Origin of the sequence: Variovorax paradoxus (assembly GCF_009498455.1) — a bacterium.
GTDB classification, from domain to species: domain Bacteria; phylum Pseudomonadota; class Gammaproteobacteria; order Burkholderiales; family Burkholderiaceae_C; genus Variovorax; species Variovorax paradoxus_H.
On sequence record NZ_CP045644.1, the window covers coordinates 6,632,205 to 6,657,623 of the forward strand.

Annotated in this window: 22 protein-coding genes and 1 pseudogene; 10 read left to right on the top strand and 13 right to left on the bottom strand. The window is 69.5% G+C overall.

Translation table 11 applies throughout. The annotated features are described in order from the left end of the window. The 11 genes from GFK26_RS30785 to GFK26_RS30835 form a co-directional block, all read right to left on the bottom strand. Complete coding sequence (locus GFK26_RS30785) at positions 1-1,326, bottom strand: MFS transporter (RefSeq protein WP_416222524.1); 1,326 nt, start codon at positions 1,324-1,326, stop codon at positions 1-3. A gap of 221 nt (positions 1,327-1,547) precedes the next feature. Further along, positions 1,548-2,774, bottom strand: a complete 1,227-nt coding sequence (locus tag GFK26_RS30790; protein ID WP_153285306.1) for a pyridoxal-phosphate-dependent aminotransferase family protein — start codon at positions 2,772-2,774, stop codon at positions 1,548-1,550. A 45-nt stretch (positions 2,775-2,819) separates the two neighbouring features. Further along, positions 2,820-3,590 carry a fumarylacetoacetate hydrolase family protein gene (locus GFK26_RS30795; RefSeq protein WP_153285307.1) on the bottom strand — a complete coding sequence of 257 codons (771 nt, stop codon included), beginning with the start codon at positions 3,588-3,590 and terminating at the stop codon, positions 2,820-2,822. 42 nt (positions 3,591-3,632) lie between these two features. Continuing rightward, entirely contained in the window at positions 3,633-4,427 is a 795-nt protein-coding gene (locus GFK26_RS30800; protein WP_228121814.1) for a 2-keto-4-pentenoate hydratase, read from the bottom strand. Next, positions 4,403-5,788 (bottom strand): amidase, encoded by a 1,386-nt coding sequence (locus tag GFK26_RS30805; RefSeq protein WP_153285308.1) that lies wholly within the window; start codon positions 5,786-5,788, stop codon positions 4,403-4,405. Before GFK26_RS30805 ends, GFK26_RS30800 begins: the two co-directional genes overlap by 25 nt. Positions 5,789-5,799: 11 nt before the next feature. Continuing rightward, positions 5,800-7,092, bottom strand: a complete 1,293-nt coding sequence (locus tag GFK26_RS30810) for a TRAP transporter large permease (protein ID WP_153285309.1) — start codon at positions 7,090-7,092, stop codon at positions 5,800-5,802. Further along, positions 7,089-7,742: a TRAP transporter small permease subunit gene (locus tag GFK26_RS30815; RefSeq protein WP_153285310.1), complete on the bottom strand. Its 654-nt coding sequence runs from the start codon at positions 7,740-7,742 to the stop codon at positions 7,089-7,091. The genes GFK26_RS30810 and GFK26_RS30815 overlap by 4 nt, the downstream gene beginning before the upstream one ends. Further along, complete coding sequence (locus tag GFK26_RS30820) at positions 7,739-8,794, bottom strand: TRAP transporter substrate-binding protein (RefSeq protein WP_153285311.1); 1,056 nt, start codon at positions 8,792-8,794, stop codon at positions 7,739-7,741. The genes GFK26_RS30815 and GFK26_RS30820 overlap by 4 nt, the downstream gene beginning before the upstream one ends. A gap of 184 nt (positions 8,795-8,978) precedes the next feature. Then, positions 8,979-9,800, bottom strand: a complete 822-nt coding sequence (locus GFK26_RS30825; protein WP_153285312.1) for an IclR family transcriptional regulator — start codon at positions 9,798-9,800, stop codon at positions 8,979-8,981. A gap of 260 nt (positions 9,801-10,060) precedes the next feature. Then, a complete protein-coding gene (locus GFK26_RS30830) occupies positions 10,061-11,350 on the bottom strand; it encodes a putative bifunctional diguanylate cyclase/phosphodiesterase (RefSeq protein WP_228121815.1) in 1,290 nt (429 codons plus the stop codon). Between the two features lie 260 nt (positions 11,351-11,610). After that, on the bottom strand, positions 11,611-13,143 hold the full coding sequence (locus tag GFK26_RS30835) for a sensor domain-containing diguanylate cyclase (protein WP_153285314.1): 1,533 nt from the start codon (positions 13,141-13,143) through the stop codon (positions 11,611-11,613). Positions 13,144-13,353: 210 nt separating this feature from the next. Here GFK26_RS30835 and GFK26_RS30840 point away from each other — a divergent pair, with 210 nt between their 5' ends. From GFK26_RS30840 to GFK26_RS30855, 4 genes and pseudogenes are all read left to right on the top strand, one after another. After that, positions 13,354-14,403 (top strand): SAM-dependent methyltransferase, encoded by a 1,050-nt coding sequence (locus GFK26_RS30840; RefSeq protein WP_153285315.1) that lies wholly within the window; start codon positions 13,354-13,356, stop codon positions 14,401-14,403. A gap of 113 nt (positions 14,404-14,516) precedes the next feature. Next, positions 14,517-15,193, top strand: a pseudogene (locus GFK26_RS30845) (DUF1295 domain-containing protein). Then, positions 15,190-15,810 (top strand): DUF6134 family protein, encoded by a 621-nt coding sequence (locus GFK26_RS30850; RefSeq protein WP_194273983.1) that lies wholly within the window; start codon positions 15,190-15,192, stop codon positions 15,808-15,810. The pseudogene GFK26_RS30845 and the gene GFK26_RS30850 overlap by 4 nt, the downstream one beginning before the upstream one ends. Beyond that, on the top strand, positions 15,807-16,238 hold the full coding sequence (locus GFK26_RS30855) for a DUF2177 family protein (protein ID WP_153285316.1): 432 nt from the start codon (positions 15,807-15,809) through the stop codon (positions 16,236-16,238). The genes GFK26_RS30850 and GFK26_RS30855 overlap by 4 nt, the downstream gene beginning before the upstream one ends. Here the strand turns inward: GFK26_RS30855 and GFK26_RS30860 are convergent. Then, a complete protein-coding gene (locus GFK26_RS30860) occupies positions 16,201-16,857 on the bottom strand; it encodes a ChrR family anti-sigma-E factor (RefSeq protein WP_153285317.1) in 657 nt (218 codons plus the stop codon). The two genes, GFK26_RS30855 and GFK26_RS30860, sit on opposite strands and share 38 nt — an antisense overlap. Positions 16,858-16,859: 2 nt before the next feature. Continuing rightward, complete coding sequence (locus tag GFK26_RS30865; protein WP_153285318.1) at positions 16,860-17,444, bottom strand: sigma-70 family RNA polymerase sigma factor; 585 nt, start codon at positions 17,442-17,444, stop codon at positions 16,860-16,862. Between the two features lie 179 nt (positions 17,445-17,623). Between GFK26_RS30865 and GFK26_RS30870 the strand changes: the two genes are divergently transcribed. The 6 genes from GFK26_RS30870 (at position 17,624) to GFK26_RS30895 (ending at position 25,306) form a co-directional block, all read left to right on the top strand. After that, on the top strand, positions 17,624-19,018 hold the full coding sequence (locus GFK26_RS30870; RefSeq protein WP_416222525.1) for an NAD(P)/FAD-dependent oxidoreductase: 1,395 nt from the start codon (positions 17,624-17,626) through the stop codon (positions 19,016-19,018). Beyond that, on the top strand, positions 19,015-19,809 hold the full coding sequence (locus tag GFK26_RS30875; protein ID WP_153285319.1) for a DUF1365 domain-containing protein: 795 nt from the start codon (positions 19,015-19,017) through the stop codon (positions 19,807-19,809). The genes GFK26_RS30870 and GFK26_RS30875 overlap by 4 nt, the downstream gene beginning before the upstream one ends. Further along, positions 19,806-21,032 carry an SAM-dependent methyltransferase gene (locus GFK26_RS30880; protein ID WP_153285320.1) on the top strand — a complete coding sequence of 409 codons (1,227 nt, stop codon included), beginning with the start codon at positions 19,806-19,808 and terminating at the stop codon, positions 21,030-21,032. The genes GFK26_RS30875 and GFK26_RS30880 overlap by 4 nt, the downstream gene beginning before the upstream one ends. A 133-nt stretch (positions 21,033-21,165) precedes the next feature. Further along, positions 21,166-21,678 carry a sigma-70 family RNA polymerase sigma factor gene (locus GFK26_RS30885; RefSeq protein ID WP_153285321.1) on the top strand — a complete coding sequence of 171 codons (513 nt, stop codon included), beginning with the start codon at positions 21,166-21,168 and terminating at the stop codon, positions 21,676-21,678. Beyond that, entirely contained in the window at positions 21,671-22,660 is a 990-nt protein-coding gene (locus GFK26_RS30890; protein WP_194273984.1) for a FecR family protein, read from the top strand. The genes GFK26_RS30885 and GFK26_RS30890 overlap by 8 nt, the downstream gene beginning before the upstream one ends. Positions 22,661-22,759: 99 nt before the next feature. Continuing rightward, positions 22,760-25,306 carry a TonB-dependent siderophore receptor gene (locus GFK26_RS30895; RefSeq protein WP_228121816.1) on the top strand — a complete coding sequence of 849 codons (2,547 nt, stop codon included), beginning with the start codon at positions 22,760-22,762 and terminating at the stop codon, positions 25,304-25,306. Positions 25,307-25,419 lie beyond the last annotated feature (113 nt).

Below are 25,419 nucleotides of genomic sequence, written 5' to 3' on the forward strand. Positions count from 1 at the left end.
TCAGACCGGCAGCTTCTTGCTGTAGTCGATCAGCATCGTGGAGCAGACGAAGAGGCCCGCGCCGGCGGCCGTGAACAGCATGAGCGCCATGAAGTACGAGCCCGTGGCCTGCACGATGAGGCCGACCACGATCGGCACGCCGATGCCCGCCACGTTGCCGCCGAGGTTCATGGTGCCGCCCAGGAAGCCGACCTTGGCGCGCGTGCCGAGGATCGAGGGCACGCACCAGAACAGGCCGCACCAGCGCAGGAAGAACAGCGTGACCGACAGCAGCACGACCACGGCGACCGGGCTCGTGATCTGCGTCACCATGAAGATGGCGACGGTCGCGATGATCGACGAGATGCCGAACAGCGTGCGCAGCACCTTGCTCTGCGAGGCGCCGGCGGCCATCCATTTGTCGGCCAGCCAGCCGCCGAACATTTCGCCGACGAAGCCCGAGAAGAACATGATGAACACCGCGCCGCCCATCTGCTTGATGTCGAAGCCGTGCACCTTCGACAGGTAGTTGGGCATCCACGTGAGCAGGCCGTAGAACAGCGCGTTGAAGCACATCCAGCCGAAGAACATGCCCCACACCGAGCGGTAGCGGAAGAAGTCGAGCACACGGCCGCTTGCATCGGCCGATTCCTTGGCGGCATCGGCGGCATGGCTGGCCTCGATGTAGCGCGCCTCGGCTTCGTTCACGCCGGGGTGCTGGCGCGGATGGTTGCGGATGTAACTCCAGGCGAAGTAGCCGGCGATCACGGTGCCGACACCGGCGACGACGAAGGCCGTGCGCCACGAGCCGAACAAGGCGATCAGCCCCGAGATCAGGATCGCGCCGAGCGCCGCACCCAGCGGCGCGCCGCCGTCGAGCAAGGTGGCGCCGCGGCCGCGTTCGGTCTGCGTCATCCAGATGCCGTTGAGCTTGCCGCCCGCGGGGTAGATCGGCGCTTCGGCCGCGCCCAGGCCCAGCCGCGTGAGCAGCAACGGCACCCAGCCCGTGCAGACGGCGGCGATGGCCTGGAAGAAGCCCCAGCCCACGGTGGCGCCGGCGATGACGACGCGCGGGCCGAAGCGGTCGGCCAGCATGCCGCCCGGGATCTGCATCAGCGCATAGGTCCAGAAGAACGAGCTGAGCAGCAGGCCCTGCACGGCCGGGCCGATGTCGAACTCCTTGGCGATCAGCGGCATGGCCACCGAGAGCGAGGCCCGGTCGATGTAGTTGATCGAGATCAGGAACAACATCATCAGGAAGATCTTCCAGCGCACCTTGGTGGGCTGGAGTGCGGCGTCGGGTGCTGCGGCGGTCGCCTTGGCGCCGTCCGTCATGGTGTTTTGCATCGGCTTGTCTCCTTGCAGTGGCACGGATGCCAGCTTGCAAGGAAACGACCCGGCACGCTGGCGAACTTTGCAGTCGCGGGTCGGGAGCTGGTCCGGGCCAGTACACCACCGAGGCTGTGGAGCGGAATTTAGGCTTTGTCGAAATTAACGTCAACAGCAATGTCGACAATCTTGTTTACGATAATGGCAAACACCTAGCCCGCAGCCCCTTCCCGACGGGGTCACGCGGCGTCGACGGCCGGTGTTTCCGCAAAGTACGCCATGGCCGCGAGCACCCCGCTGCCGGCCAGCGGCACGCCCGCCAGCTTGAAACCCATCTCGACGCCGGTCAATGCGGCCATCAGCGTCAGGTCGTTGCAGTCGCCCAGGTGGCCGATGCGGAACATGCGGCCCTTGAGCTTGCCCAGGCCGGCGCCCAGCGACAGGTCGAAGCGCTGGTGGATGAGGCGGCGCAGCGCGTCGGCATCGACGCCCTGCGGCGTGATGACGCCGGTCAGCACGGGCGAGTGCACACGCGCGTCGGCGCACTGTGTCGGCAGGCCCCAGGCCTGCACGGCGGCGCGCACGCCGCGGCCCCAGCGCTGGTGGCGCGCGAAGATCACGGGCAGGCCCTGCTCGAGCACCATGTCCAGCGCCTCGCTGAGGCCGTACAGCAGGTTCGTGCTCGGCGTGTAGGGCCAGTAGCCGCCCTGGTTCATCTCGATGATCTCGTCCCAGGCCCAGAAGGCCTTGGGCAGGCGCGCCGTCTTCGCCACCTCGAGCGCCTTGGGCGACACCGCGTTGAAGCTGATGCCCGGCGGCAGCATGAGGCCCTTCTGCGAGCCGCTGATGGTGACGTCCACGCCCCATTCGTCGTGCCGGTAGTCGGCGCTCGCGAGCCCCGAGATGGTGTCGACCATCAACAGCGCCGGATGGCCCGCCGCATCGATCGCGCGGCGCACCGACGCGATGTCGGAGGTAACGCCGGTCGAGGTCTCGTTGTGCACCACGCACACGGCCTTGATGTGGTGCGTGGTGTCCTGGCGCAGCCGCTGCTCGATGAGGTCGGCCTGCACGCCGTGGCGCCAGCTGCGCGGCAGGCCGGTTTCGTCGCTGCCTTCGAGCGCGAGGAACTCGGGCTCAAGCCCTAGCCGGCGCGCCATCTTCTGCCACAGCGTCGCGAAGTGGCCGGTCTCGAACATCAGCACGTGGTCGCCGGGACTCATCACGTTGACGAGCGCCGCCTCCCACGCGCCGGTGCCGGACGCGGGATAGACGACGACCGGGTGCCGGGTCTGGAACACCTGCTGCAGCCCGCTGATGACCTTCTTGCCCAGCGTAGCGAACTCGGGCCCACGGTGGTCGATGGTCGGCAGGCTGATGGCCCGCAGGATGCGGTCGGGCACGGGGCTGGGGCCCGGAATCTGCAGGAAGTGGCGGCCGCTGGGATGGTTGTCGAGGGCGATCATGGGTGTTGTCTCCGTTCTGTGTTCTGGATGGGTGGAAGAAAGGTTCTAGAGCTGCACCGACGCGTGGCCGATGCCCGGGAATTCAGCGGTGACGAGGTCGCCCTCGCCCGCTTCGAGAATGCCGACCCACGTGCCGGTCGTGACCACCGTGCCGGCCGCGACGGTCTCGCCGTGGCGCGTGGCATGGCGCAGCCACGCGGGCAGCAGCCAGGCGGGGTCGCCGAGCGAATGCGTGCCGCGGCGCATCACGGTCGCGCGCGCGCCGATGCGCACCTCGCACGCTTGCGCAGCCCAGTCGCGTGCAACGAAAGGCACCCACTCGCCGAGCACCAGCGCGCCGTGCGATTGCAGGTCGGCCAGCTTGCACAGCGCGGGCGCGTCGATGGCCTCCTGCCAGCGCGAGTCGACGACCTCGATCGACACCGCCATCGCATCGACGAGGGCGCGGGCATCGTCGGCAGACAGCGTCGATGCCAACGCCGCATCGACATCGCGCCCGATCCGCAGCGCGATCTCGGCCTCGATGCCGCGCATGTGGAACGGCCAGTCGCCCGCCGTTGCCGGGCTGGGCCACACGCCGCGCGGCGGCAGCGGTGCGTGGGTCAGCACCGCATCGCGCGACGGGCCGCCGGCTTTCCAGTAGTGGGGCGGCGCCGTGCCGAACCAGCCGAGCGCCTGCGCCACCTGCTGCTGCACGGCGTAGGCATCGTCGGCCTGCGTGAGCAGGCCGGCCACTTCTGCCGCCGGGCACGCGACGTGTTCACCGCGCGCACGAACCAGCGCGCCGGCGACAACTTCGATTCTTGAAAGGGACATGTCGGTGGCCTCCAGTGATCCCAGAAAAAAAGAACAAGACATTCAGAAGCTCGCGCGCAACGGCGCGAGCCCCTTCACCTCGACCCGCACGGCCGTGCCCTGCGAGGCGAACAACATGCCGGTGCACGAACCGGTCGTCACGACCTGGCCGGCCCGCAGGCCTTCGCCCCGGGCCGCGCCCTGGTTGGCCAGCCACACGAGCAGCGCACCGACGTCGGGGTGCGTGTGCTCCCCGACCGTGTGGGCGACGACCTGCTCGTCGAAATGCATCACGACTTCGGTCTGTGCCAGGTCGAGCCACGACCGATCGAAAGGCGCGGGCTCGCCGAGCACCAGGCCGCCGTGGCACAGCAGGTCGGCCAGCAGTGCCGAGGGGCTGGCGTCGAGCCAGTCGACCAGGCGGGTCTCCGCCACCTCGATCACGGGCAGCACCGCCGCGATGGCATCGGCGACCTCGCCGCGCGTGTAGGGCGCCGCGCGCGGCGGCAGGTCGGCGCCGAGGCGAAATGCAATCTCGGCCTCGACACCGCGCAGATGCCATGCGCCGCCGACCAGCGACGCGCCGCCCGCCACCAGCCCTTCGGCCGGCAGCGGCGCGCACGCGGGCTCGCGGCCCGGCGCGCTCGCGCCGACCTTCCAGCCGCCGACCGCGCCGAGCGCCGCCAGCGTCGCGTCCTGGATGGTGTAGGCCGCGCGCCGGTCGTGCAGCGGCAGCAGCGAGGACATCACGCGCCGGCCGTCGCGCCGCGCGCGGCACAGCGCCTGCGCGGCCTCGGCCGGCAAGAGCTGCGGCGCGACGGCCTCGGCCAGCGTCACAACGCGGGGAAGCGCAGCCACGGATGGGCCTGTTCGAACGAGCGCGCCAGCGCGAGCAAGGCGTCGTCCGCCCCTTCGCGCGCCACGAGCTGCACGCCGACGGGCATCGATCCCGCAAAGCCGCAGGGCAACGCGATGGCGGGCAGGCCCACGGCGTTCGCGAAGCCGGCGAACACCGCGTGGCCGCGCGGGCCGACCTCGCGCCCGTCGATGCGCGTCGGATGCGTCTCGCGGGCCGGCCACGGCAACGCGGCGGCCGCGGGCGTGAGCAGGAAGTCGTAGCGGTCGAACAGCTGCGCGAGCGTGTTGCGCAAGCGCTCGGCCTCGTACAGCAGCTCGAACAATTCCGACGCGCCGGCCTTGCGGCCGTTCTCGGCATTCGCCTGCATCGCCGGGCCGAACAGCGACGGATCGAAGGGCCGGCTCGACAGTTCCTGCGGATGCGCCACCAGCCATGCCAGTCCGACCTGCGCCAGCAGCGGCCAGCGCTGGTTGACGGCCTCGACGAGGCCGAAGTCCTGCGCCGTCGTGACCTCGTGGCCGAGCGCCGCCATGTGGCGCGCGGTCGCTTCGGTCAGCGCCGCGATCTGCGGATCGACCGGGTGATCGCCGAAGCGTGGAATGAAAAGAATGCGCGCGCGTTGCGGGCCCGCGCCCTCTTCCACCGGCCGGTCGCCGATCACCTGCATCACCGCGGCCACGTCGGCCACGCTGCGCGCGATCGGGCCCGCGACCTCGAAGCCGAGAAAGATCGGCGGCAGCCCATCGCCGCGCGGCACGCGTCCGCGCGAAGGCTTGAAGCCGACGAGGTTGGTGTGCGAGGCCGGCCGGCGGATCGAACCGCCGCCGTCGGTGCCCAGCGCGATCGGACAGCCGCCGGCGGCCACCAGTGCCACCGCGCCGCCCGACGAACCGCCGGGCGTGAGCGTCGGGTCCCACGGGTTGCCGGTGGGGCCGAACACCGGGTTGTCGGTGTAGCCCTGCATCGTGAACTCGGGCACGTTGGTCTTGCCGAAGATCACGGCGCCGGCTTCGCGCAGCTTCGCCACCGGCAGCTCGTCGCGCTCGGCCACGCCGCCGGCCAGCGCGCGGCTGCCCCAGTGCGTCGGCAGGCCGCGCACCTGCAGGTTGTCCTTGATGGTGACGGGCACGCCGTCGAGCGCGCCCAGCGCCCGGCCGCTGCGCCAGCGCGCGGTGCTTTGCCCGGCCGCGTGCGTGGCGCCTTCGCTGTCGAGCGTGATGAGTGCGTTCAGCCGCGGGTTGACCTCGGCGCTGCGCTGCAGGCAGGCATGCAGCGCGTCGGTCGGGGTGAACGCCGCCTCGCGATAGCCGGCCGCGAGCTGCGCCGCATCGAGTTGCCAGAGCGGTGTGGTGGTGTGCATCGGGGCGTGCCTCACATGTGCGCCGGCAGCCACGTCACCAGCTGCGGCACGGCCATCAGCAGCAGCGTGAACGCGATCATGATCAGCGCGTACGGCAGCGCACCCCAGATCGCATCCTGGATACCGCCCTTGTCGGGACGGATGCCGTGCACCACGAACAGGTTCATGCCCACCGGCGGCGTGATCAGGCCCAGCTCGCACATCAGCACGATGAAGATGCCGAACCAGATCGGGTCGATGCCCACGGCAATCGCGATCGGGTAGGTGATCGGGATCGTCGCCACCTGCATCGACAGCACGTCCATGAACATGCCCAGGACCAGGTAGAACACGATGAGCGCCAGGATCAGCCCGGTGGCCGACAGGCCCTGGCTCGCGACCCACTTCGTCATCGCTTCGGCCACGCCCGTGAGGCTCACCGTCAGGTTGAGGATGAAGGCGGCCACGACGATCAGCAGGATCATGCCGCTCACGCGCGCCGTCGAGATGAAGCAGTTGCGCAGCAGCTCCCAGTTGAGCTTGCCCGACTGCCACACGAAGCCCAGCGCCGCGAGCACGCCCAGCGCCGCGCTCTCGGCCGCCGTGGCGATGCCGAAGTACAGGCTCCCCATCACGATGCCGAACACCACCGCCGGCGGCACCAGGTGCACCAGCACGCGCAGCCGTTCGCGCAGCGGCACCTTGGGCTCGCGCATCGCGTTGCCGCTGGCCAGGCTCGAGATGGCGATCCACAGCATGAAGCTCAGCGTGAGCAGCAGGCCCGGGATGATGCCGGCCACGAACAGCTTGCCGATCGAGTTGTTGGTGAGCGAGCCGTACACGATCATGTTCACGCTCGGCGGAATCAGGATGCCCAGCGTGCCGCCCGCGGCCAGGCTGCCCAGCGACGCGCGCATCGGGTAGCCGCGCCGCTGCAGCGACGGCAGCGCCACCGTGCCGACCGTGGCCGCGGTGGCCACCGACGAGCCCGAGGTCGCCGCGAACAGCGCGCAGCTGCCGATGTTGGTGTGCAGCAGCCCGCCCGGCAGGCGGCCCAGCCACGCCGACAGCGCGATGTACATGCGGTCGGCGATGCCCGAGCGCAGCAGCAGCTCGCCGAGCAGCACGAACAGCGGCACCGAGGTGAGCAGGCTCTCGTTCTGCACGCCCCACACGACCGGCGCGATCGAGTCCATGAACGGGGCGCCGTAGGCGGCAATGCCGCCGATGATGCCGATGGCCGCCATCGACACCGCGATCGGCAGGCCGAGCAGCATCAGGGCGAGCATCGCGAAGAATGCGAATCCGATCAGGGCAATGTTCATGGTGCGGCTCCTTCGGCCTGCTGCCGTGCCTTGAGGTCGTCGAGTTCTTCCTTGAGCTCTTCCTTCGCGCTCTTCGGATGGAAGTCGCTGTTCAGCGTGCGGATGTCGCCGCTGGCCAGCAGCCGCGTCGCGCGCCAGGCCAGCGCGCAGGCCACGCCCGCGAAGATCACCAGGCCCGCGTACCACACGCCCTGCGGAATGATCAGCGGCGTGGCCCAGGGCGTCTGCGCGGTGCTGCGGTAGGCCGTCGTGTCCTGGATCACCTTGAACGCGACCCAGGCGATGAACAGCGAGAACACCGCCAGCGAGACGATCGAGAGCCAGTTCAGCAGCGCCTGCACGCGCGGCGGGAAGCGCTCGTGGAACACGTCCACGCGGATGTGGTTGCGCCCCAGGAGCGACAGGCTGAAGGCCAGCGTGGAGCCGACCGCCAGCGCATAGCCGCCCAGCTCGTCGGCGCCCTGCAGCGAGATGTTGAACAGCTTGCGCGAGATCGTCTCGATGGCGACGACGAAGGCCAGCCCCAGGAAGATCGCGCCGAAGGCCGTGGCCAGCACGGTCTCCATGCGGGTCCTGAAGTCGGCGCGCCGGGTGCGCGCAGAGGCCGCCGTGGCGGATTGCCGGTCGCGGGTCATGGCGACGCTGTTCATTGCAGGCCCAGCACCGGTGCCACCGTCGCCTGCCAGGTCTTCAGGCAGGTGGGGTTCGACTTGTTGCACACCTCGGCCCACACCGGCAGCGACACCTTGGTGACGGCGCCGCGCAGCAGTTCGGTGTCGGCGGGCGCGACGGGCACATCGACCAGCTTGAACTTCTTGCCGGTGGTGCACGGGTCCTTGCCGGCGTTGCAGTTCAGCGCGTCCTTGAAGAGCTCTTCGGAGTAGGTCCACATGTCGTCGCTCAGCGTGTCGAAGGCCTGCTTCATCTTGACCTTGGCATCGGGCGCCAGCGCGTTCCACGACTTCATCGTCATGCCGTAGCCGTTCAGGGCCATCTGGAAGCCGATCGGCATCTGGTGCGTCGTCACCTCCGGCCAGCCCGCCGAGTTGGCCGAGCTGGGCCCGGTGATGGCGCAATCGACCACGCCCAGCGACAGCGACTGGTGCGTGTCGGCGAACGACACCGGCACCGGCGTGCCGCCCACCATCTCGATGAACTTGGCCAGGTTCTGGTCGTACACGCGGACCTTCAGGCCCTTGATGTCGGCCAGCTTGGCGATCGGTTTCTTGCAGAAAAGAATCTGCGGGCCGAAGGGCCACACGGCCAGCAGCTTCACGCCGAACTGCGCCTGCAGGCGCGCATCGACCGTGTCGAAGTAGGCCTTGGCCACCTTGCGGCCCGTGGCGTAGTCGGGCGCCGCGCCGACCAGGTCCAGGCCGAGGATCGTGGGCTCGTCGCGCGAGTTCTGCGACACGCGCAGCGACACGATGTCGAACAGGCCTGCCTTCATCACGCGCAGCTGCTCGGTGTCCTTGATACCCAGCGTGTCGATGGGCTTGTAGTCGACATCGATCGGCAAGCCGGTGCGGGCCGCGAAGTTCTCGAAGAAAGGCTGCTCCTTGTTCTTCTGGAGCAGGCCGGTGGCCAGCGGCTGGCCGATGGCTTTCATCTTGATGCGGTCTTGCGCGTGGGCCGCGGGCAACGCGAGCACCACGGCCAAGGCAACTGTGGCGAAGGACTTGAGGCGAAGGTGGAACGGCATGAAAACTCCAGCAGAGGTAAGTGGGAAGGAACGGGGCGGCATCGAAAGAAAGACGTGCCATTGAATCCCGCAGCGGCGCCGCGCAGCGGACTATTCCGCTGCGTGGGACAGTCGAAAAAACTGGTTTGGAATCAAGCACTTGGCGCGTTGCGCCAGTGGAAGATGCGCCGAGGGCGCAGGGCCTTCAGCGACCGCCGTAGGCGGCGGTGATCTCGTCGGCGGCGGCGCGCACGGTGGCGCCCAGGTGCAGGAAGTCGGTGCTCTTGATGCGCTGCGTCGGGCCGACCAGCGAGATCGCGCCGAAGGGCTGGCCATGCTCGTCGCGGATGGCCGCGGCAATGCAGCGCAGGCCGACCGCGTTCTGCTCGTCGTCGATCGCATGGCCCGCGCGGCGCACCTCGCCCAGCGTTTCGTGCAGCCGCGAGGCGCGCGCGATCGTGTTGTTCGTGAGCTTGGGCAGGCCGTAGGTGCGCAGGTACTGCAGCACATCTTCTTCCGACATCGCGGCGAGGATCGCCTGCCCCATCGCGGTGCCATGCAGTGGTGCACGAAAACCCGGCTTGCCGATGGCGCGCATGAGTTCGCGGCTCTCGACCTGCGTGACGAACACGATGTCGCCCAGGTCGGCGATGCCCAGGTTGATGCTCTCGCCGGTGCTGTCGCGCAGCCGGCGCATCACCGGCAGCGCCAGGTGCGCGATGCGGCGGCGCCGCCCGAAGGCCGCACCGACCGAGAAGCAGCGCACGCCCACGTACCAGAGGTTGGTCTCGCGATCGAACTGCACGAAGCGCCGCTGTTCGAGCGTGGTGAGCAGCCGGTGCGCAGTGGACGACGACAGCCCCGTGTGCGCCGCGATGTCGACGAGCCGGAAGCCTTCGTCGTCCTCCGCGAGGAGTTCGAGCAACTGCATGGCGCGCGTGAGCGACTGCACGGTGCTGTCGTGGTCGCGGTCGATGCGGGTGACCTTGGGGGCCTTGGCGGGGGTGCGCGGCGAGCTGGCTGTCATGGCGGGCCTTGTGCAAATTGCGTGCCATCCGGCCTGCCCGTCCGGCACGCCATCCGGTGGCCGATGGTCTGCGACAACGTCCGCGTCAAAAACAGTGTTTACACCAATGTTGACATTTTTTGATAGCCCGGCGGGTGGTGCGCCCTCCGGGCCGGGAAAGGACGTCGGCCGGCCTTCTTGCGCCCCCTTGGGGGGCGCAGCAGGGTCGCGACGCCCCGAAGTGGGGGGACGTGCGCGAGATCAGGGAGTTGCGCGACGCCTTACACGCCGCTGCCCTGAGGATGGGTCGCGGCCTGTTCGCGGCCCCACGGCGGCGCGCACTCGAACCCGGCCACCCAGCGCTGCATCTGGTCGGCCGGCATCGGCTTCGCGATGCCGTAGCCCTGGGCCAGCGTGCAGCCCATGGCAAGCAAGGCTTCGCCGTGGTGCAGCGTCTCGACGCCTTCGGCCACGGCCGTGCGCCCGAGTGCCTTCAACAGCAGCAGGATGCCCTGCACGATCGCGCGGTCGGCCTCGCTGTCGAGCATGTCGCGGATGAACGACTGGTCGATCTTGACCGACGACACCGGCAGCTGGCGCAGGTACGTGAGCGACGAATAGCCCGTGCCGAAATCGTCGATGGCCACCGCCACGCCGAGCGCCTGGCACGCCTCCACGAAGCGGGCCACCGTGGCGAACTGGCTGATGGCCGTGGTCTCGAGAATCTCGAGCTCCAGCGCCCCGCGGCCGAGCTTCGGGTACTGCGCCAGTTGCTGCGTGAGCCGGTCGACGAAGTCGTGGCGCATCATGTGCAGCGGACTCACATTGACGCTGACCGACATGCGCAGGCCCGCCTCGAGCCAGTCGTGCAGCTGCCGCAATGCCGTGGCGACGACCCACTCGCCGACCTGCTCGGCCAGCGCGTCGTCCTCCAGCAGGGGCACGAAATGGATCGGCTGCAGCAGGCCGCGCTGCGGATGGTTCCAGCGGATGAGCGCCTCGGCACCCACCACCACGCCGCGGCGCATGTCGACCTTGGGCTGATAGCACAGGAAGAACTCGCCCTGCACCAGGCCTTCCTGGATGCGCTGGCGCTGGCGCACCACCTGTGCGTCGGCCTGCGCCTGCGGGGCGTCGAAATAGTGCACCTTGCCGTCGGCGGCACGCTTGGCGAAGAAGGCCGCATGCTGGGCGTCGCGCAGCGCGAGTTCGGGCGCCGGGCCGCTGCTGTCCATCAGCCGCGCACCGAGGCTGGCGCACAGGTCGGCGGTGTGCCCCCGCCATTGCCAGGGTTCGGCCAGCGCGATCAGGATGCGCTCCAGCACCTCGTGGCATTGCGAAAACCCGAGCCCGGCGAAGACGGCCGCGAACTCGTCTCCGCCGATGCGCGCCGACAGCGACTCGCGCGGCAGTTGGGCCTTGATGCGACGGGCCGCCTCGACCAGCGCGGCATTGCCGCCCGCCATGCCCAGGCGCTGGTTGAGTTCGCGGAAGCGATCGAGGTCGATGTCGCAGACGACAGCAAGGCGCTTGCCGGCGCGCGCCCAATCCGCGATGAGCGGAGCCAGCACCTCGTCCGGAGGAAGGCGCCTCAACGCTTCGTCGGGCGACGAGATGACATGAGCGGACTCGTTCGGCACAGGTGGGCGTTCCGAAAATCAAAAGCGGCTGTTGCCCGGATTCAGCCTGCCCGAGCCGGCCATGGCAAGGTATTTTTCGCGGACGGCCTGCACGAACGGGATTCCCTGGTTCTTGCTACCACCAAAGAACTCCTCCTTGCCATCGGCAGTCGGCAGTCGGGGGCCATCGTCGAGTGGATTCGGGGGCCTGTTTACGCAGCCGCCGGCCGCATCGCCGTGCACACGCGATTGCGCCCTCCCATCTTGGCCGCGTACAAGGCCTTGTCGGCGGCCTGGACCAATTCCTTCGGGGGTCCCGAGGTCAGTGCGGGGCTGAACGCATCCACACCGGCGCTCAGCGTGACGAAGCCGTCGGGGGTTCCGGCGTGCACGATTTCCAGGTCGCGAACCGCGGTGCGGATTCGCTCCGCCAGGACGGCGGCATCGGCCACATCGGTATTGGGCAAGAGCACGGCCAGCTCCTCCCCGCCGTAGCGGGCGGCAAGATCTCCCGGACGGCGCGATGCAACGCTTGCGATCGTGCGCCCGATCGTCTGCAGGCACTCATCCCCGGCCGTATGGCCGTAGATGTCGTTGTACTGCTTGAAGCAATCGACATCGATCAGGATGAGCGCCAGGGTGCTCGCGTTGCGCATGGCTCGGCTGAATTCGCTGTCGAGCGCCACGTCGAACTGCCGGCGATTTGCCAACCCCGTGAGACCGTCCTCCATGGCGAGGGTGTTCAAGGTCTTGTTGAGCGTCTCCAGCGCGTCGCGCGCCCGCAGCAGTTCGGCCTCGGACTTGCTTCGCAGTTCCATCTGCCTGACCAGCCGCCATCCCACGAAGCCGACGATCAACGTCAGCAGCGTGACGCCGCCCGTATGCCAGAGCGTTTCGCGCCACCAGGCAGCCAGGATCTCGTCCTTGGAGAGGGCCGCGGCAACGAACAGCGGATAGTTGGCAAGACGCCGGAAGCTGTTCAATCGCGTGACGCCGTCCTGCGCCGATTTGATCTCGGCCGTTCCTGCCGGGCCCTGGGTTGTATAGGCCTGGAAGAGCCCCGTTCCCAGCATGCTTCGTCCGACCATGTCGGTGCTGTACGGCCGGCGAGTCATCATCGTTCCGTTTTCGAGGATCAGCGCAACGGCGCCGGCCTGCCCGATGTCGAGGCTTTCATAGAACTTCAGGAAGAACGCGACCTCGATCGTCGCGAGCGCCACGCCGGCGAAGCTGCCGTCCGCGTGGTTGATGCGCCGGGACACGGGAACGAGCAGTTTGCCGTTGGTCCGGCTCTTCACCGGAATCCCGATGTGCGGTCCGCGGTCCTCGTGCTCGCGATGGAAGACGAAATACTCCCGGGTCGCGTTGTTCAGGTTCTGCGGCGGGATCTGCCGGGAGTTCGCGACCCAGTTTCCGTCCTTGTCGTAGACGTGAATTCCGTCCAGTTGCGGGAGTTCGGCCACCTGCATGGCGAGCACCGTGCGAAGCCGCGCGACGGCGGCCGGCTGCGTGCCGTCGTGTTCGATGCGCTCGACGATGCCGACCAGCGCAGTGTCTGCCTGCTTGATCGTGTCATCTGCCTGCTGCGCCATGGCACGCGCCAGGTTCGACGCCGCGACGCTCATCTGCTGAAGCTGCTCCGCGCGCGAATTCCAGCTGTTCCAGCAGTCGAGCGCCACGAGGGCCAGGCAAACGACGGTCACGAAGGCTGTCGTTCGAAAAGTGATGGAGGGTCGGCGAAACACGGTGTCCTTCCGGGGCAGCGGCATCTGGAGCGCTGGCGCGACTTTGACACATCTCCGGGCGGATTCGTCGCTTTTGCCCGGTCGGCTGTGCGGCGCAAACAGGCCGATCGCCCATCGCCCCGATTTCCGCGCACTTGAGCCGCCCCCAGTGATCCATTGCGGCCGCCCTGGCGTAGGAAGAGAAGACTCTCTCTTCCTGCACCCACCGCCATGCCCCAAGCCTCCAGCACCTCGACTGCCATCCATTGGGTTGAACAGGGCCTGGTGCCCGACGGCGCCGTTCGGCTGGGCGTGCGGCGGCTGCTGCGCCAGCGCCTGGTCGAACTGGACAGCGGCGACCCGGAAGCCGTGGCCCGGCGTTCGGAGGCATTTTTCGATGGATTGCGGGAGGCGCCCTTGGCCCTGCTGCCCGAGAAAGCCAACGAGCAGCACTACGAATTGCCCGCCGAGTTCTTCGCAGGCGTGCTGGGGCCGCACCGCAAGTACAGCTGCTGCTGGTGGCCTGAAGGGGTGCAGACGCTCGAGCAGGCGGAGGCGGCAGCCCTGGCCGAAACCTGCGCGCGTGCCGGCCTGGCGGATGGGCAGCGCATCCTGGAGCTGGGCTGCGGCTGGGGTTCGCTGAGCCTGTGGATGGCCGAGCACTTTCCGGGCGCCCACATCACGGCGGTCTCCAACTCGCACTCGCAGCGGCTGTTCATCACGGCCGAGGCCGCCGCACGCGGCCTGGGCAACCTCGAGGTGATCACCTGCGACTTCAATGACTTCGAGACCGACGAGCGTTTCGACCGCGTGGTGTCGGTGGAGATGTTCGAGCACCTGCGCAACTGGCCGCGCGCCTTTTCGCACGTGGCCCGCTGGTTGCAACCACAGGGGCGGTTCTTCATGCACGTCTTCGTTCACCGCGAAGCGCCCTACCCGTTCGAGGCGCGCGATGCCAGCGACTGGATGAGCCGCCACTTCTTCTCCGGCGGCATGATGCCCGGCGACGATCTCGCGCTGCGCTGCCAGGACGACTTGCGCCTGCTGCACCGCTGGCGCTGGGACGGCCGCCACTACGCGCGGACCTCGGCCGCCTGGCTGGCGTGCATGGACGCCCGGCGGGCCACCCTGATGCCTCTGCTGGCCGCCGTCTACGGAGAGCGCGACGCGCCGGTGTGGTGGACCCGCTGGCGGCTCTTCTTCATGTCGGTGGAAGAGCTGTTCGGCTACGCCGAGGGCAGCCAGTGGTGGGTCGGCCACTACCTCTTCGAGAAACGGTGATGCTGTCGCTCGCCTGCCTGGGCCTGGCGATTGCCCTCGCCGTGGCGCTGCCGGTCTGGGTGTTCAGCATCGGGGTGCGCGACGCCAGCCTGGCGGACCGGATCTGGCCCCTGATGATCGCGGCGCCGGCGCTGGCCTACGCAGGCGCCCACGCGCGCGTGCTCGATGCCCGCGGCGCCTGGATGCTCGGTCTGCTGCTGCTGTGGGCCTGCCGGCTGGCGCTGCACATCGGGCGTCGCAACTGGGGCCACGGCGAAGATCGCCGCTACCAGGCCATGCGTGCGCGCAACGAACCGCACTTCGGCCTGAAGAGCCTTTACCTCGTGTTCGGGCTCCAGGCGGTGCTGGCATGGATCGTCGGCTGGCCGCTGCTGGCCGCGTTCGCGCACCCGTCGCCGCTGACTTGGCTGGACGTGCTGGCCCTGCTGCTGGCCGGCGGCGGCGTGGTCGTCGAGGCCGTGGCCGACGCCCAGCTCGCCCGTTTCCTGCGCGGCCCGCGCCGCGAGGATGCGGTGATGGACCGCGGCCTCTGGGCCTGGTCGCGCCACCCCAACTACTTCGGCGAGGCCTGCGTCTGGTGGGGCCTGGGGCTGGCCGCGCTGTCGGCGGGCGGAGGGCGGTGGCGTGGTGCCTGGTGTCTCCGCTGCTCATGACCGGCCTGCTGCTCAAGGTGTCGGGCGTGGCGCTGCTGGAGCACGACATCGCCGAGCGCCGGCCTGCCTACCGCAGCTACGCGGCACGCACCAGCGCCTTCATTCCCTGGCCGCCGCGGCGCGGCGCCCGGCCATGAAGCGCCGCGCCGTGGGGCTGATGCTGGGGCTGGCGACCTGCCTGGCCGCGGCTCAGGAAGCCGACGAGGAAGCGGGCGAATGGCACTTCACCGCCACGCTCGACGGCAAGCCGATCGGGACCCATCGCTTTGTGGTGGGCGGCACGGCGGCGGCGCGCAGCGTCGACAGCCGCGCCCTGTTCACCGTGCGCGTGCTCGGCATTCCTGTGTACCGCTATCGGCACCAGGCCGAGGAGCGCTGGGCCGGTGACTGCCTGCGCGAGTTGCGCACCGAAACCGACGACGACGGCACCCGCCAGCAGGTCGCGCAGCGCTTCGACGGCGACTGCCCGATGAGCTTCGCCTACTGGAATCCCCGGCTGGTGAAACAGCAGCGCCTGATCGACCCCCAGACGGGCAAGGCCGAGCCGGTGCGCTTCGAGCCGCTGCCCGATGCGACCCTCGAGGTCCGCGGCCAGCCCGTGCGTGCGCGCGGCTGGCGACTGCAGACGGCGCAACAGCGCATCCGCATCTGGTATGCCGCCGACAGCAAACGCTGGATCGGACTCGACGCCGACACCAAGGGCGATCACCAGCTGAGCTACCGACTGACCTCTTCTCCACGGAGCACCCCATGAAGCCATCCCCGCGCACCCTGCTCGCTGCCTACCTGTGGGCGCTCGTGTGTTTTCTGGTGCTCGATGCCGTCTGGCTGTCGGTCATGGGGCCCCGCCTCTACCAGCCCGCACTCGGTGCGCTGATGGCGCCGCAGGTGGACTGGACGGCGGCCGTGCTGTTCTATGCCCTCTACCTGGTCGGCCTCGTCGTCTTTGCGATCGCACCGGCGCTGGAGGCCGGCGAGCCCGCCGCGGCGTGGCGTCGCGGCGCGCTGTTCGGGCTCGTGGCCTACGCGACCTACGACCTGACGAACCAGGCCACGCTGCGCGACTGGCCCTGGGCCGTCACGGCCGCCGACCTGGCCTGGGGCACGGCCGTGAGCGGCGTGTCGGCGTGGGTCGCGGCGCGCCTCACATCCCGACCAGCGCGCCGAAGAAACGTGCAATAGCCCCGTCGAAGCGCAGCCGGCCGTCCAGCGAGGCCAGGCAGATGCATTCGCTGCCGTCCTGGACCACCGGCTGGTGGTTGATCTCGGCATCGGCCGCATCGAAATCGCCGGCGCCGAACAAGGCCCGGCCATCGTGGAAGCGGCCATGCAGCACCTGGGTGAACTCCTGCCCCTGGTGCGTGTGCTGCGGCAGGTACTTGCCAGCCGCGATGCGCAGCAGAAAGACGTTGGCCTCCGGGGCCTCGGGCACCGTCACACGGCTCCAGCGCATGCCGGGGCCGATCCAGCGCCAGGGCGTGGCACTGCAGTGCGCAAGCGCGCGCGGCCAGCGCGCACCGGGTGGCAGCGGCGGGGGCGCGCTGACCCGCACGGGGGTGGGTTCAGCGCCTTCATGCGCTTCGATCCGGGCCCAGGTGCGCGCCAGCGCATCGTCGGCCAGAGGGGCCTCGGCCAGGTCGTCGAGCAGGAGGCCGCCCACGACATCGAGGGCGCGCGCCCGCTCGCGGCACAGCGGGCACAGTTCCAGGTGGCTGGCCAGAACCAGTCGCATGCCAGCCGGCATGTGGCCGGAGGACCGGGCCAGCAGCAGGTCGTCGTCGGGGTGGTGTCGGATGTCCATCGTCAATGTTCCAGCAGGCGGCGCAGTTGGGCGACCGCCAGGCGCACGCGCGACTTCACCGTGCCCAGCGGAATGCTCAGCTGGGCCGCGATGCGGGCATGCGGCGCGTCTTCAAAATAGGAAAGGTGCAGCACCTGCTGCTGCTCGGGCGGGAGCAGGCGCAGGGCGCCGCGCAGGCGTTCGCTCAGGCGCGCGTCGTGCAGCTGGTCTTCGACGGCCGGTTCTTCCGACTGCAGCAGGTCGAAATCGAACGCGTCGTCGGCCGACTGCACGCCCTGGCGCCGCCGCAGCGCATCCACGCGCAGGTTCCGCGCGACGGCGAAGATCCAGGTCGTGGCGGCCGCCCGGGCCGGATCGAACAGCGCAGCCTTGCGCCAGACCGTGACCAGCGCTTCCTGGGCCAGCTCTTCGGCCTGGATGGCCGGGCTGCCGCTGTGCATCAGGTAGTGCTTGATGCGCGGCGCGAAATGCGAGAACAGCTGCGCGAACGCGTCCCGGTCCTGCCGCTGCGCCACGGCCACCATCGCCTGGGCCCAGAGATCGTCGGGGCGGGCTGGCGGCGGCGAATCGGGCGAGACAACGGTCAAGAGGGACGCTCGGCGACTGCGGGGCACCGGAGTGCCCGCAGAGGGGTTGGACGGATCGGGGGCAGCGGCCATGTCCTGTTGTACGCAAAGGAGCGGCGTTCGGATCATCGCAGCGACACGCGGGCAATCCAAACGATCGTTTCATGCGTACAGGCAGCACGACTCGCCAAAGGCTCCCCATGCTGCCTCCTCCCGCCCCGCTTGCCCCGCCTGCCGCCTTGCCGATGCCTGCTTCGGTGCCCTCGGGCCAGCGCATCGCCGTCGTCGGCACCGGCATCGCGGGCCTGTCCTGCGCCTGGCTGCTGTCCCGGCGCCACGAGGTCACGGTGTTCGAGAGCGAGCCCCGGCCGGGCGGCCACAGCCATACCGTGGACGCGCCGGGCCGGGACGGCACGGTGCCGGTGGACACCGGCTTCATCGTCTACAACGAGCCCGCCTACCCGAACCTCACCGCGTTGTTCCAGCACCTGGCAGTGCCGACCGCGGCCTCGGACATGTCGTTCGCCGTGAGCCTGGACGCCGGGGGGCTCGAATACGCGGGCACCGACCTGCGCGGCCTGTTCGCACAAAAGCGCAACCTCGCGCGCCCCCGCTTCTGGGCCATGCTGCGCGACCTGCTGCGGTTCTACCGCGAGGCACCGCGCGATGCGCAGGTGGCGGGCGACCAGGCGCTCGACGACTACCTGGACGCCCACGGCTACGGCCGCGCGTTTCGCGACGACCACCTCTACCCGATGGCTGCGGCCATCTGGTCCACGCCGGCAGCGCAGGTGGGCCGCTATCCGGTCGCCGCCTTTGTGCGCTTCTGCGAGAACCACGGGCTTCTACAGGTCAGCGACCGCCCGACCTGGCGCACCGTGGTGGGCGGCAGCCGCGAATACGTGCGGCGCCTCAGCCAGCCTTTCGCCGACCGCATCCAGCTGGACCGGGCCGTGCTCGAACTGCGTCGCGAGCCGACGGGTGTGCGGCTTCGCACGAACGCCGGCTGGTGGCCCGAGCGTTTCGACCAGGTGGTGCTGGCCACCCATGCGGACCGCTCGCTGGCGCTGCTCGACGCGCCCAGCGGTGCCGAGCAGGCCCTGCTCGGCGCCCTTCCCTACAGCCGCAACCTGGCCGTGCTGCACCGCGACCCCGCCCTGATGCCGGCGCGGCGCGCCGTGTGGTCGAGCTGGAACTACCTCGGCACGCGCGGCAGCGGTGCGGCCCCCACGGTGACCTACTGGATGAACCGGCTGCAGCCCCACCTGCCGCAGGGCGCGGCGGCCGAGCCGCTGTTCCTCACCCTGAACCCGGCGGCCAGCCCGCGGCCCGAGCACCTGATCCGCACCGAGGTCTACGACCACCCGCTGTTCGATGCCGCGGCCCTGGCCGCGCAGCGCCAGCTGTGGCAGCTGCAGGGCCAGCGCCGCACCTGGTTCTGCGGCGCCTACTTCGGCGCCGGCTTCCACGAAGACGGATTGCAGGCCGGCCTGGCCGTCGCCGAAGCGCTCGGCGGCGTGCGCCGGCCCTGGCGCGTGGCGCAGGAGTCCGGGCGCATCCACCTGCCGCAGCGCGCGCAGACCGTCGCCTCATGAACGCGCACGAAGGCTCGGCGCTCTACGTCGGACGGGTCATGCACCAGCGGCTGCGGCCGAAACGGCACCGGCTGAGCTACCGGGTCTACAACCTGCTGATCGACATCGACGAGCTGCCGCAGCTGCACGCCCGCTTGCGCTGCTTCTCGGTGGACCGGTTCAACCTGTTCAGCTTCCATGCCGCCGACCATGGCGACGGCTCGGGGAGCGATCTGCGGGCCCAGGTGGAGGCGCGGCTGCGCGAGGCCGGCCTGCCGACCGGTGGCGCGATCCGGCTGCTGGCCATGCCGCGGCTGCTCGGCCATGTGTTCAACCCGCTGAGCGTCTGGTTCTGCCATGCACCCGGCGGCGCGCTGCAGGCGCTGCTGTACGAGGTCAACAACACCTTCGGGCAGCGGCACAGTTACCTGATCCCGGTCGCTGACGACCATGGTGCGCCCGTTGTCGACCAGCACTGCGACAAGCAGATGTACGTCTCTCCCTTCAACGGCATGGACCTGCACTACCGGTTCCGCATCGCGCCGCCGGGCGAGGCGGTGTCGGTCGGCATCAGCGTGCACGACGCCGCCGGCGCCGTGCTCAACGCGCGGCTCGACGGCCAGCGTGCGCCCTTGAGCGACCTGGCGCTGCTGCGCGTGTTCATCACCCATCCGCTGCTGACCCTCAAGGTGGTGGCGGCCATTCACTGGCAGGCGCTGCGCCTGTGGATCAAGCGCGTGCCGCTGCATCCGCGACCGGCTGCTGCCCCCGATCGCGACCTCACCATCGTTTCCTCGAGCAAGACCCCATGAGCCTGACCACGCCTTCCGCCCCCGCCCTCGACGCCGCTCCGGTCTTCTCGCCGCTGCGCCGGGTGCTTGCCCGCACGCGTTTCGGCCGGTTGACCCTGAGCCTTCCGGGCGGCCGGTGCATCGAGGTGGCCGGCCGCGAACCCGGGCCGCATGCGAGCCTGCGCCTGCTGAGCTGGCGCCCGCTGCTGCGCCTGGCGCTGCAAGGTGATCTGGGGCTGGCGCTGTCGTTCCGCGATGGCCAGTGGGACAGTCCCGACCTGCTGGCCCTGTTCGAGTTCGGCCTGGCCAACGAGTCGGCCTGGGGATCGCTGCTCAAGGGGCGCACGCTGACGCGCTGGGCTGCGCGGCTGCGGCACCTGACCCGCAGCAACAGCCGGCGCGGAAGCCGCCACAACATCGCGTTCCACTACGACCTGGGCAACGCGTTCTACCGGCACTGGCTGGACGACAGCATGCTGTATTCGAGCGCGATGTTCAGCGACGCCGACGACGACACGCTGGAAGCCGCCCAGGCGCGCCGGCTCGCGGCCATCGCCGACATGCTCGACACCCCGCAAGGCGCCGACGTGCTGGAGATCGGCTGCGGCTGGGGCACGCTGGCCGCGAGCCTGGCCCGCCGGCACGAAGCCCGCGTCACCGGCGTCACGCTGTCGAGCGAACAACTGGCCTTCGCCCGCGAACGCGCGCAAGACTGGGGCGTGGCCGACCGGGTCGACCTGCGGCTGCAGGACTACCGCGACGTGCAGGGCCGCTTCGACCGCATCGTGTCCATCGAGATGATCGAGGCCGTCGGCGAGGCCTACTGGCCCACCTACTTCGCCACCTTGCGCGAGCGCGTCAAGCCCGGTGGCGTCGTGGTGCTGCAGGCCATCACGATCGCCGATGCGCAGTTCGACAGCTACCGCCAGGGAGCCGATTTCATCCAGCACTGCATCTTTCCCGGCGGCATGCTGCCCAGCCCGCGCGTGCTGCGGGAACAGGCGCAGCGCGCGGGGTTGGTGATCGAGGCTTCCCATTGCTTCGGCAAGGACTACGCGCGGACCCTGGCGGAGTGGCACCGCCGCTTCCTCGCGGCCTGGCCGCAGATCGAGCCGCTCGGTTTCGACGCCGCGTTCAAGCGCCTGTGGACCTACTACCTGTCCTACTGCGAGGCCGGCTTCCGCGCGGGGCTCGTCGACGTCGGGCTCTACCGGTTGCGCGTGGCTGAAGCAGGACCGGGCTGATCGGTCGGTGCGTCGCTCCTGATGGGCGCCGGTGCTGTCGCTTGCGAACCAGCCGGACCGAGGGGTGCCGGCAGCGCGTGCGAATTGGCCCGACTAGAATGAGAGTAATTCTCATTCTCTCCCTCCTGGTTTCATGCCCTCCCCCGCTGTGGTCGCCCCGATCGATGCGCTCTATCGCGAGCACCGCGACTGGCTGCTGGGCTGGATGCGGCGCCGCCTGAACGATGGCCACATGGCCGCGGACCTGACGCAGGACACCTTCGTGCGCGTCATCGTCGGCGGCCAGGCCCCGGTGCTTCAGGAACCGCGCGCCTACCTCACCACGCTGGCGCAGCGTGTGCTCTACAACTTCTGGCGCCGACGTGAACTGGAGCGCGCGTGGGTCGAGGCGCTCGCGACCCAGCCGCAGGAGCTGGCACCTTCCCCCGAAACCTGCGCGCTGGTGCGCGAGGCCCTCGAGACGCTGGACCGATGGCTCGATGGCCTGCCTTCCAAGGCGCGCGAGGCCTTCCTGTTGCGCCGGCTCGAAGGCCTCGCACATGGCGAGATCGCGCAACGCATGGGTGTCTCGATTTCCACGGTCGAGCGCTACATCAAGCAGGCCGTCGTGCACCTGTACACCTGCCCGGTACAGCCCGATGCCTGAAAGGGCGCCGCTGGATGCGGCCACGGAACAGGCGATCGACTGGCTGGTGCGGCTCGACTCGGGCCACAGCAACGACGGGGACCGACAGGCTTTCGAGCGCTGGCTCGGCGCGGCGCCTGCGCACGGCGCCGCATGGACGGCACTGCAGCAGCGGCTGAACCAGCGCCTTTCGCCCGCGCTCAGCCAGTTGCAGGCCTCCGGGCACGCGGCGCCCGGCGTGCGTGCGTTGAGCGCGCCGCCCGATCGTCGCGCACGCCGGCGCGCCCTGCTGGGCGGCGCCGCGGCGGCGCTTCTGACCGCCACGGGCGGCGGGCTGTGGGCCGACCGGCGCGCGCCGCTCTCGGCATGGACTTCCGACCTGCGCACCGGCACGGCCGAGCGGCGGCGCTTCGCGCTGGCGGACGGCAGCGACCTGCTGCTCAATGCGCGCTCGGCGGTCGACCTGGATTTCAGCGGAACGCAGCGCCGGGTGCGGCTGCGCGCGGGCGCGCTGATCGTCCACGCGGTGGCCGACGCACACCGGTCCTTCGTCGTGCACAGCGCGCAGGGCACCGTGCAGGCATTGGGCACGCGCTTCATGGTGCAGCAGGACGAGGGCCGCACGCTGGTCTCGGCGCTGGAACACAGCGTGCGCCTGAGGGCGCGGCACGACAGCGCAGCCGTCGATCTGCGCGAAGGCGCCAGCGCATGGATCGAGGCCGACCGCATCGCGCCGCTTGCCACGGCGCGCGTCGATCCGAGCGCCTGGTCCACCGGCGTGCTGGAAGTGCACGACCAGCCCCTGGGCGAGGTCATCGATGCCCTGCGCCCCTACACGCCCGCCATCCTGCGGGTCAGCCCCGAGGCGGCGCGGGTCGGCGTCTACGGCGTCTATCCGCTGGACCGGCCGATGGACGCACTGCAGGCCCTGGTGGACACCCTGCCGCTGCGCGTGCGCCGCTGGGGCGACTGGGTGGTGCATGTGGACGTGCGCGCCGCATGAATCAGACATCGGCACGCATCGGCTGAGGGGTTTGCGCCCCCTCGCGGGTCATACGGGGTTGAACGCTTCGATCCACCAGAACCGCCGAGAAAGTCCGACGTGCCACTGTCCCTCCTTCCTTCCCCTGCCCGCCCGTCGGCCGGCAGCCGCCCGACCGACCGCAGGACCACGCTGGCCCTGGCGGCGTTGCTCGCATGCGCCAGTGCGTCATCGTGGGCACAGACCCCGCCAGCCGCCGCGCCCGTGGCCGCTTCCGCCGATGTCGTGTCGGAATGGAACCTGGCGGCCGATGAACTGGGCATCGTGCTGGCGCGCATTGCGCGTCTGAGCGGCCGCACCATCAGCGCCGCGCCGGCCCTCGTGGCCGGACGGCGCGCCAACGGGGTGCAAGGCCGGTTCACCGTGGCGCAGGCGGCGCAGCAGGCGCTGTCGGGCAGCGGGCTGGCACTGGCACAGACACCGGGCGGCACGCTGACCGTTGTTCCTTCCGCCAGCGGTGCGACGCAGGCTGCAGGCGCTTCCGAGTCAGGCACGACGCTGGCGGAGGTGCGCGTGACGGCACAGGCCGAGCGCCCGGGCATCACGGAAGGCACGGGCGTCTACACCGCCTCCGGCCCGACGGGCGTGGCCACCGGCCTCGGCCTGAGCCTGAAGGAGACGCCGCAGTCGGTCAGCGTCATGACCCAGCAGCGCATGGAGGACGAGCACCTCACCAGCATCAGCCAGGTGCTGGCACGCACGCCGGGCCTGTCCACCAACGTGCTCGGTACCGAGCGTTCCAGCGCCAGCGCGCGCGGCTACGCGATCAGCAATTACCAGCTGGACGGCATCAGCACCCACACCGAATTTTTGGGACTCGACGCGCTGCCTTCGCAGAGCATCGCCGACATGGCGCTGTACGACCGCATCGAGGTGCTGCGCGGCGCCTCGGGCCTGACCACGGGCGCGGGCGATCCGTCCGGCATCGTCAACATGGTGCGCAAGAAACCCACGGCCGCGTTCCAGGGCGTGGCGGAGGCCAGCATCGGTTCGTGGGGCGACCGGCGAGGAATGATCGACCTGTCGACGCCGCTGAATGCGTCCGGCACGGTGCGCGGTCGACTGGTCGCTGTTCACCAGGAAGGAGGCAGCTTCATCGATCACTACAAGAAGAAGAAGGACGTGGCCTATGGCGTGGTGGAAGCCGACCTGACGTCGTCGCTCAAGCTCACCGCGGGCATCGACCACCAGGAGAACCGCTCGCGCGGCTCGCTGTCGTACCTGGGCTACCCGCTGTTCAACAGCGACGGCGAGCAGACCGATTTCCCGGTGTCGTTCAGCGGCGCCAGCCGCCACAACCGCTTCAACACCAATTCCACCAGCGGGTTCCTGGCGCTGGAGCAATCGTTCGCCAACGACTGGAAGCTCAAGCTCTCGGCCAACTACCTGCGCTCGCAGCAGCGCGAAGACTCGGTCTACCTGGCGGTCAGTGCGGGCCTCTTCGACAAGGCCACGGGCGATGGGCTGCGGCTCAACGGCGAGCGCCGCGACTACAGGCTGCGCAACAAGACCGTGGACCTGAAGCTGGGCGGTCCCTTCAGCCTGTTCGGCCGCCAGCACGAGGTGGTGTTCGGTGCCGACTACACCGACTTCCAGAGCCTGACCGACGGCAGCTTCGACACATCGGGGCTCAATGGCGCAGCCGTCAACATCTACCGCTGGAACCACAGCGGCGTGCCCGTCTTCGGCGAGCGCTTCGTCACCTTCGACAGCACGCGCCGCCAGACCAGCCTGTACGGCGCCGGCCGCTTCGCACTGGCCGACGGGCTCAAGCTCATCGTCGGGGGCAAGCTGCTGAACTACGACAGCAACTACGTCACCCACACCACGGCCGGCTACAACGAGCGCTCCCCGTCCTCCGAGCGGCGCGTGTTCACGCCCTACGCCGGGCTGGTGTACGACCTGAGCGCCCACCACACGCTGTACGCGAGCTTTGCCACGATCTACAACCCGCAGACCTCGATCGACCGCAACGGCGTACTGCTCGATCCACAGGAAGGCAACACCTACGAGGCCGGCATCAAGAGCAGCTTTCTCGATGGCCGCGTGACGGGCAGCGCCGCCGTCTACCAGATCCGCCAGGACAACCTCGCGGAGCCGGACCCGGGTCACTTCATTCCGGGCACCACCAACACGGCCTCGCGCCCCATCCAGGGCGCCCGGACGAAGGGCATCGACCTGGAATTCAACGGCACGCTGGCCCCGGGCTGGAACCTGAGCGCGTCGTACAACTACAGCCACTCGCAGGACGCCACCGGCAAGCGCGTCAACACCACCTTCCCGCGCCAGATGGCCCGCGTCTGGACGACCTACCGCCTGCCCGGCGCTTGGCGCCGGCTCACGCTGGGCGGCGGTGTGGACTGGAACAGCGGCATCCACTACACGGGCGAGGCTTGGCAGATCGAGCGCAGCGTCACGGCGCGCCAGCGTGCCTATGCGGTGGCCAGCCTGATGGCACGCTACGACGTCAACGACCAGCTCTCGGTCACGCTCAATGTGCAGAACCTCTTCGATCGCAAGTACATCGCGTCGATGTCGGGCTGGTGGTATTCGGGCATGTACGGGGCACCGCGCAACGTGCAGCTGACCGCCCGCTACAAGTTCTGAGCCTGCGGCTTGCGGCGAGCCGTTCGTTCTCCATCAACGCGCGATGCCGATGGCGATGACCTCGCCTTCAGGGCCGAGCCGAGCGTCGCCGCCCAAGAGGTTGATGGAGCAGC

Bases quoted from the DNA above. Each gene is read 5' to 3' on its own strand.
- GFK26_RS30885 (WP_153285321.1), top strand. From the start codon at position 21,166: ATGCCCTCCCCCGCTGTGGTCGCCCCGATCGATGCGCTCTATCGCGAG.
- GFK26_RS30825 (WP_153285312.1), bottom strand. From the start codon at position 9,800: ATGACAGCCAGCTCGCCGCGCACCCCCGCCAAGGCCCCCAAGGTCACC.
- GFK26_RS30805 (WP_153285308.1), bottom strand. From the start codon at position 5,788: ATGCACACCACCACACCGCTCTGGCAACTCGATGCGGCGCAGCTCGCG.
- GFK26_RS30820 (WP_153285311.1), bottom strand. From the start codon at position 8,794: ATGCCGTTCCACCTTCGCCTCAAGTCCTTCGCCACAGTTGCCTTGGCC.
- GFK26_RS30815 (WP_153285310.1), bottom strand. From the start codon at position 7,742: ATGAACAGCGTCGCCATGACCCGCGACCGGCAATCCGCCACGGCGGCC.
- GFK26_RS30840 (WP_153285315.1), top strand. From the start codon at position 13,354: ATGCCCCAAGCCTCCAGCACCTCGACTGCCATCCATTGGGTTGAACAG.
- GFK26_RS30785 (WP_416222524.1), bottom strand. From the start codon at position 1,326: ATGCAAAACACCATGACGGACGGCGCCAAGGCGACCGCCGCAGCACCC.
- GFK26_RS30890 (WP_194273984.1), top strand. From the start codon at position 21,671: ATGCCTGAAAGGGCGCCGCTGGATGCGGCCACGGAACAGGCGATCGAC.
- GFK26_RS30855 (WP_153285316.1), top strand. From the start codon at position 15,807: ATGAAGCCATCCCCGCGCACCCTGCTCGCTGCCTACCTGTGGGCGCTC.
- GFK26_RS30875 (WP_153285319.1), top strand. From the start codon at position 19,015: ATGAACGCGCACGAAGGCTCGGCGCTCTACGTCGGACGGGTCATGCAC.
- GFK26_RS30790 (WP_153285306.1), bottom strand. From the start codon at position 2,774: ATGATCGCCCTCGACAACCATCCCAGCGGCCGCCACTTCCTGCAGATT.
- GFK26_RS30860 (WP_153285317.1), bottom strand. From the start codon at position 16,857: ATGGACATCCGACACCACCCCGACGACGACCTGCTGCTGGCCCGGTCC.
- GFK26_RS30870 (WP_416222525.1), top strand. From the start codon at position 17,624: ATGCTGCCTCCTCCCGCCCCGCTTGCCCCGCCTGCCGCCTTGCCGATG.
- GFK26_RS30795 (WP_153285307.1), bottom strand. From the start codon at position 3,590: ATGTCCCTTTCAAGAATCGAAGTTGTCGCCGGCGCGCTGGTTCGTGCG.
- GFK26_RS30880 (WP_153285320.1), top strand. From the start codon at position 19,806: ATGAGCCTGACCACGCCTTCCGCCCCCGCCCTCGACGCCGCTCCGGTC.
- GFK26_RS30850 (WP_194273983.1), top strand. From the start codon at position 15,190: ATGAAGCGCCGCGCCGTGGGGCTGATGCTGGGGCTGGCGACCTGCCTG.
- GFK26_RS30810 (WP_153285309.1), bottom strand. From the start codon at position 7,092: ATGAACATTGCCCTGATCGGATTCGCATTCTTCGCGATGCTCGCCCTG.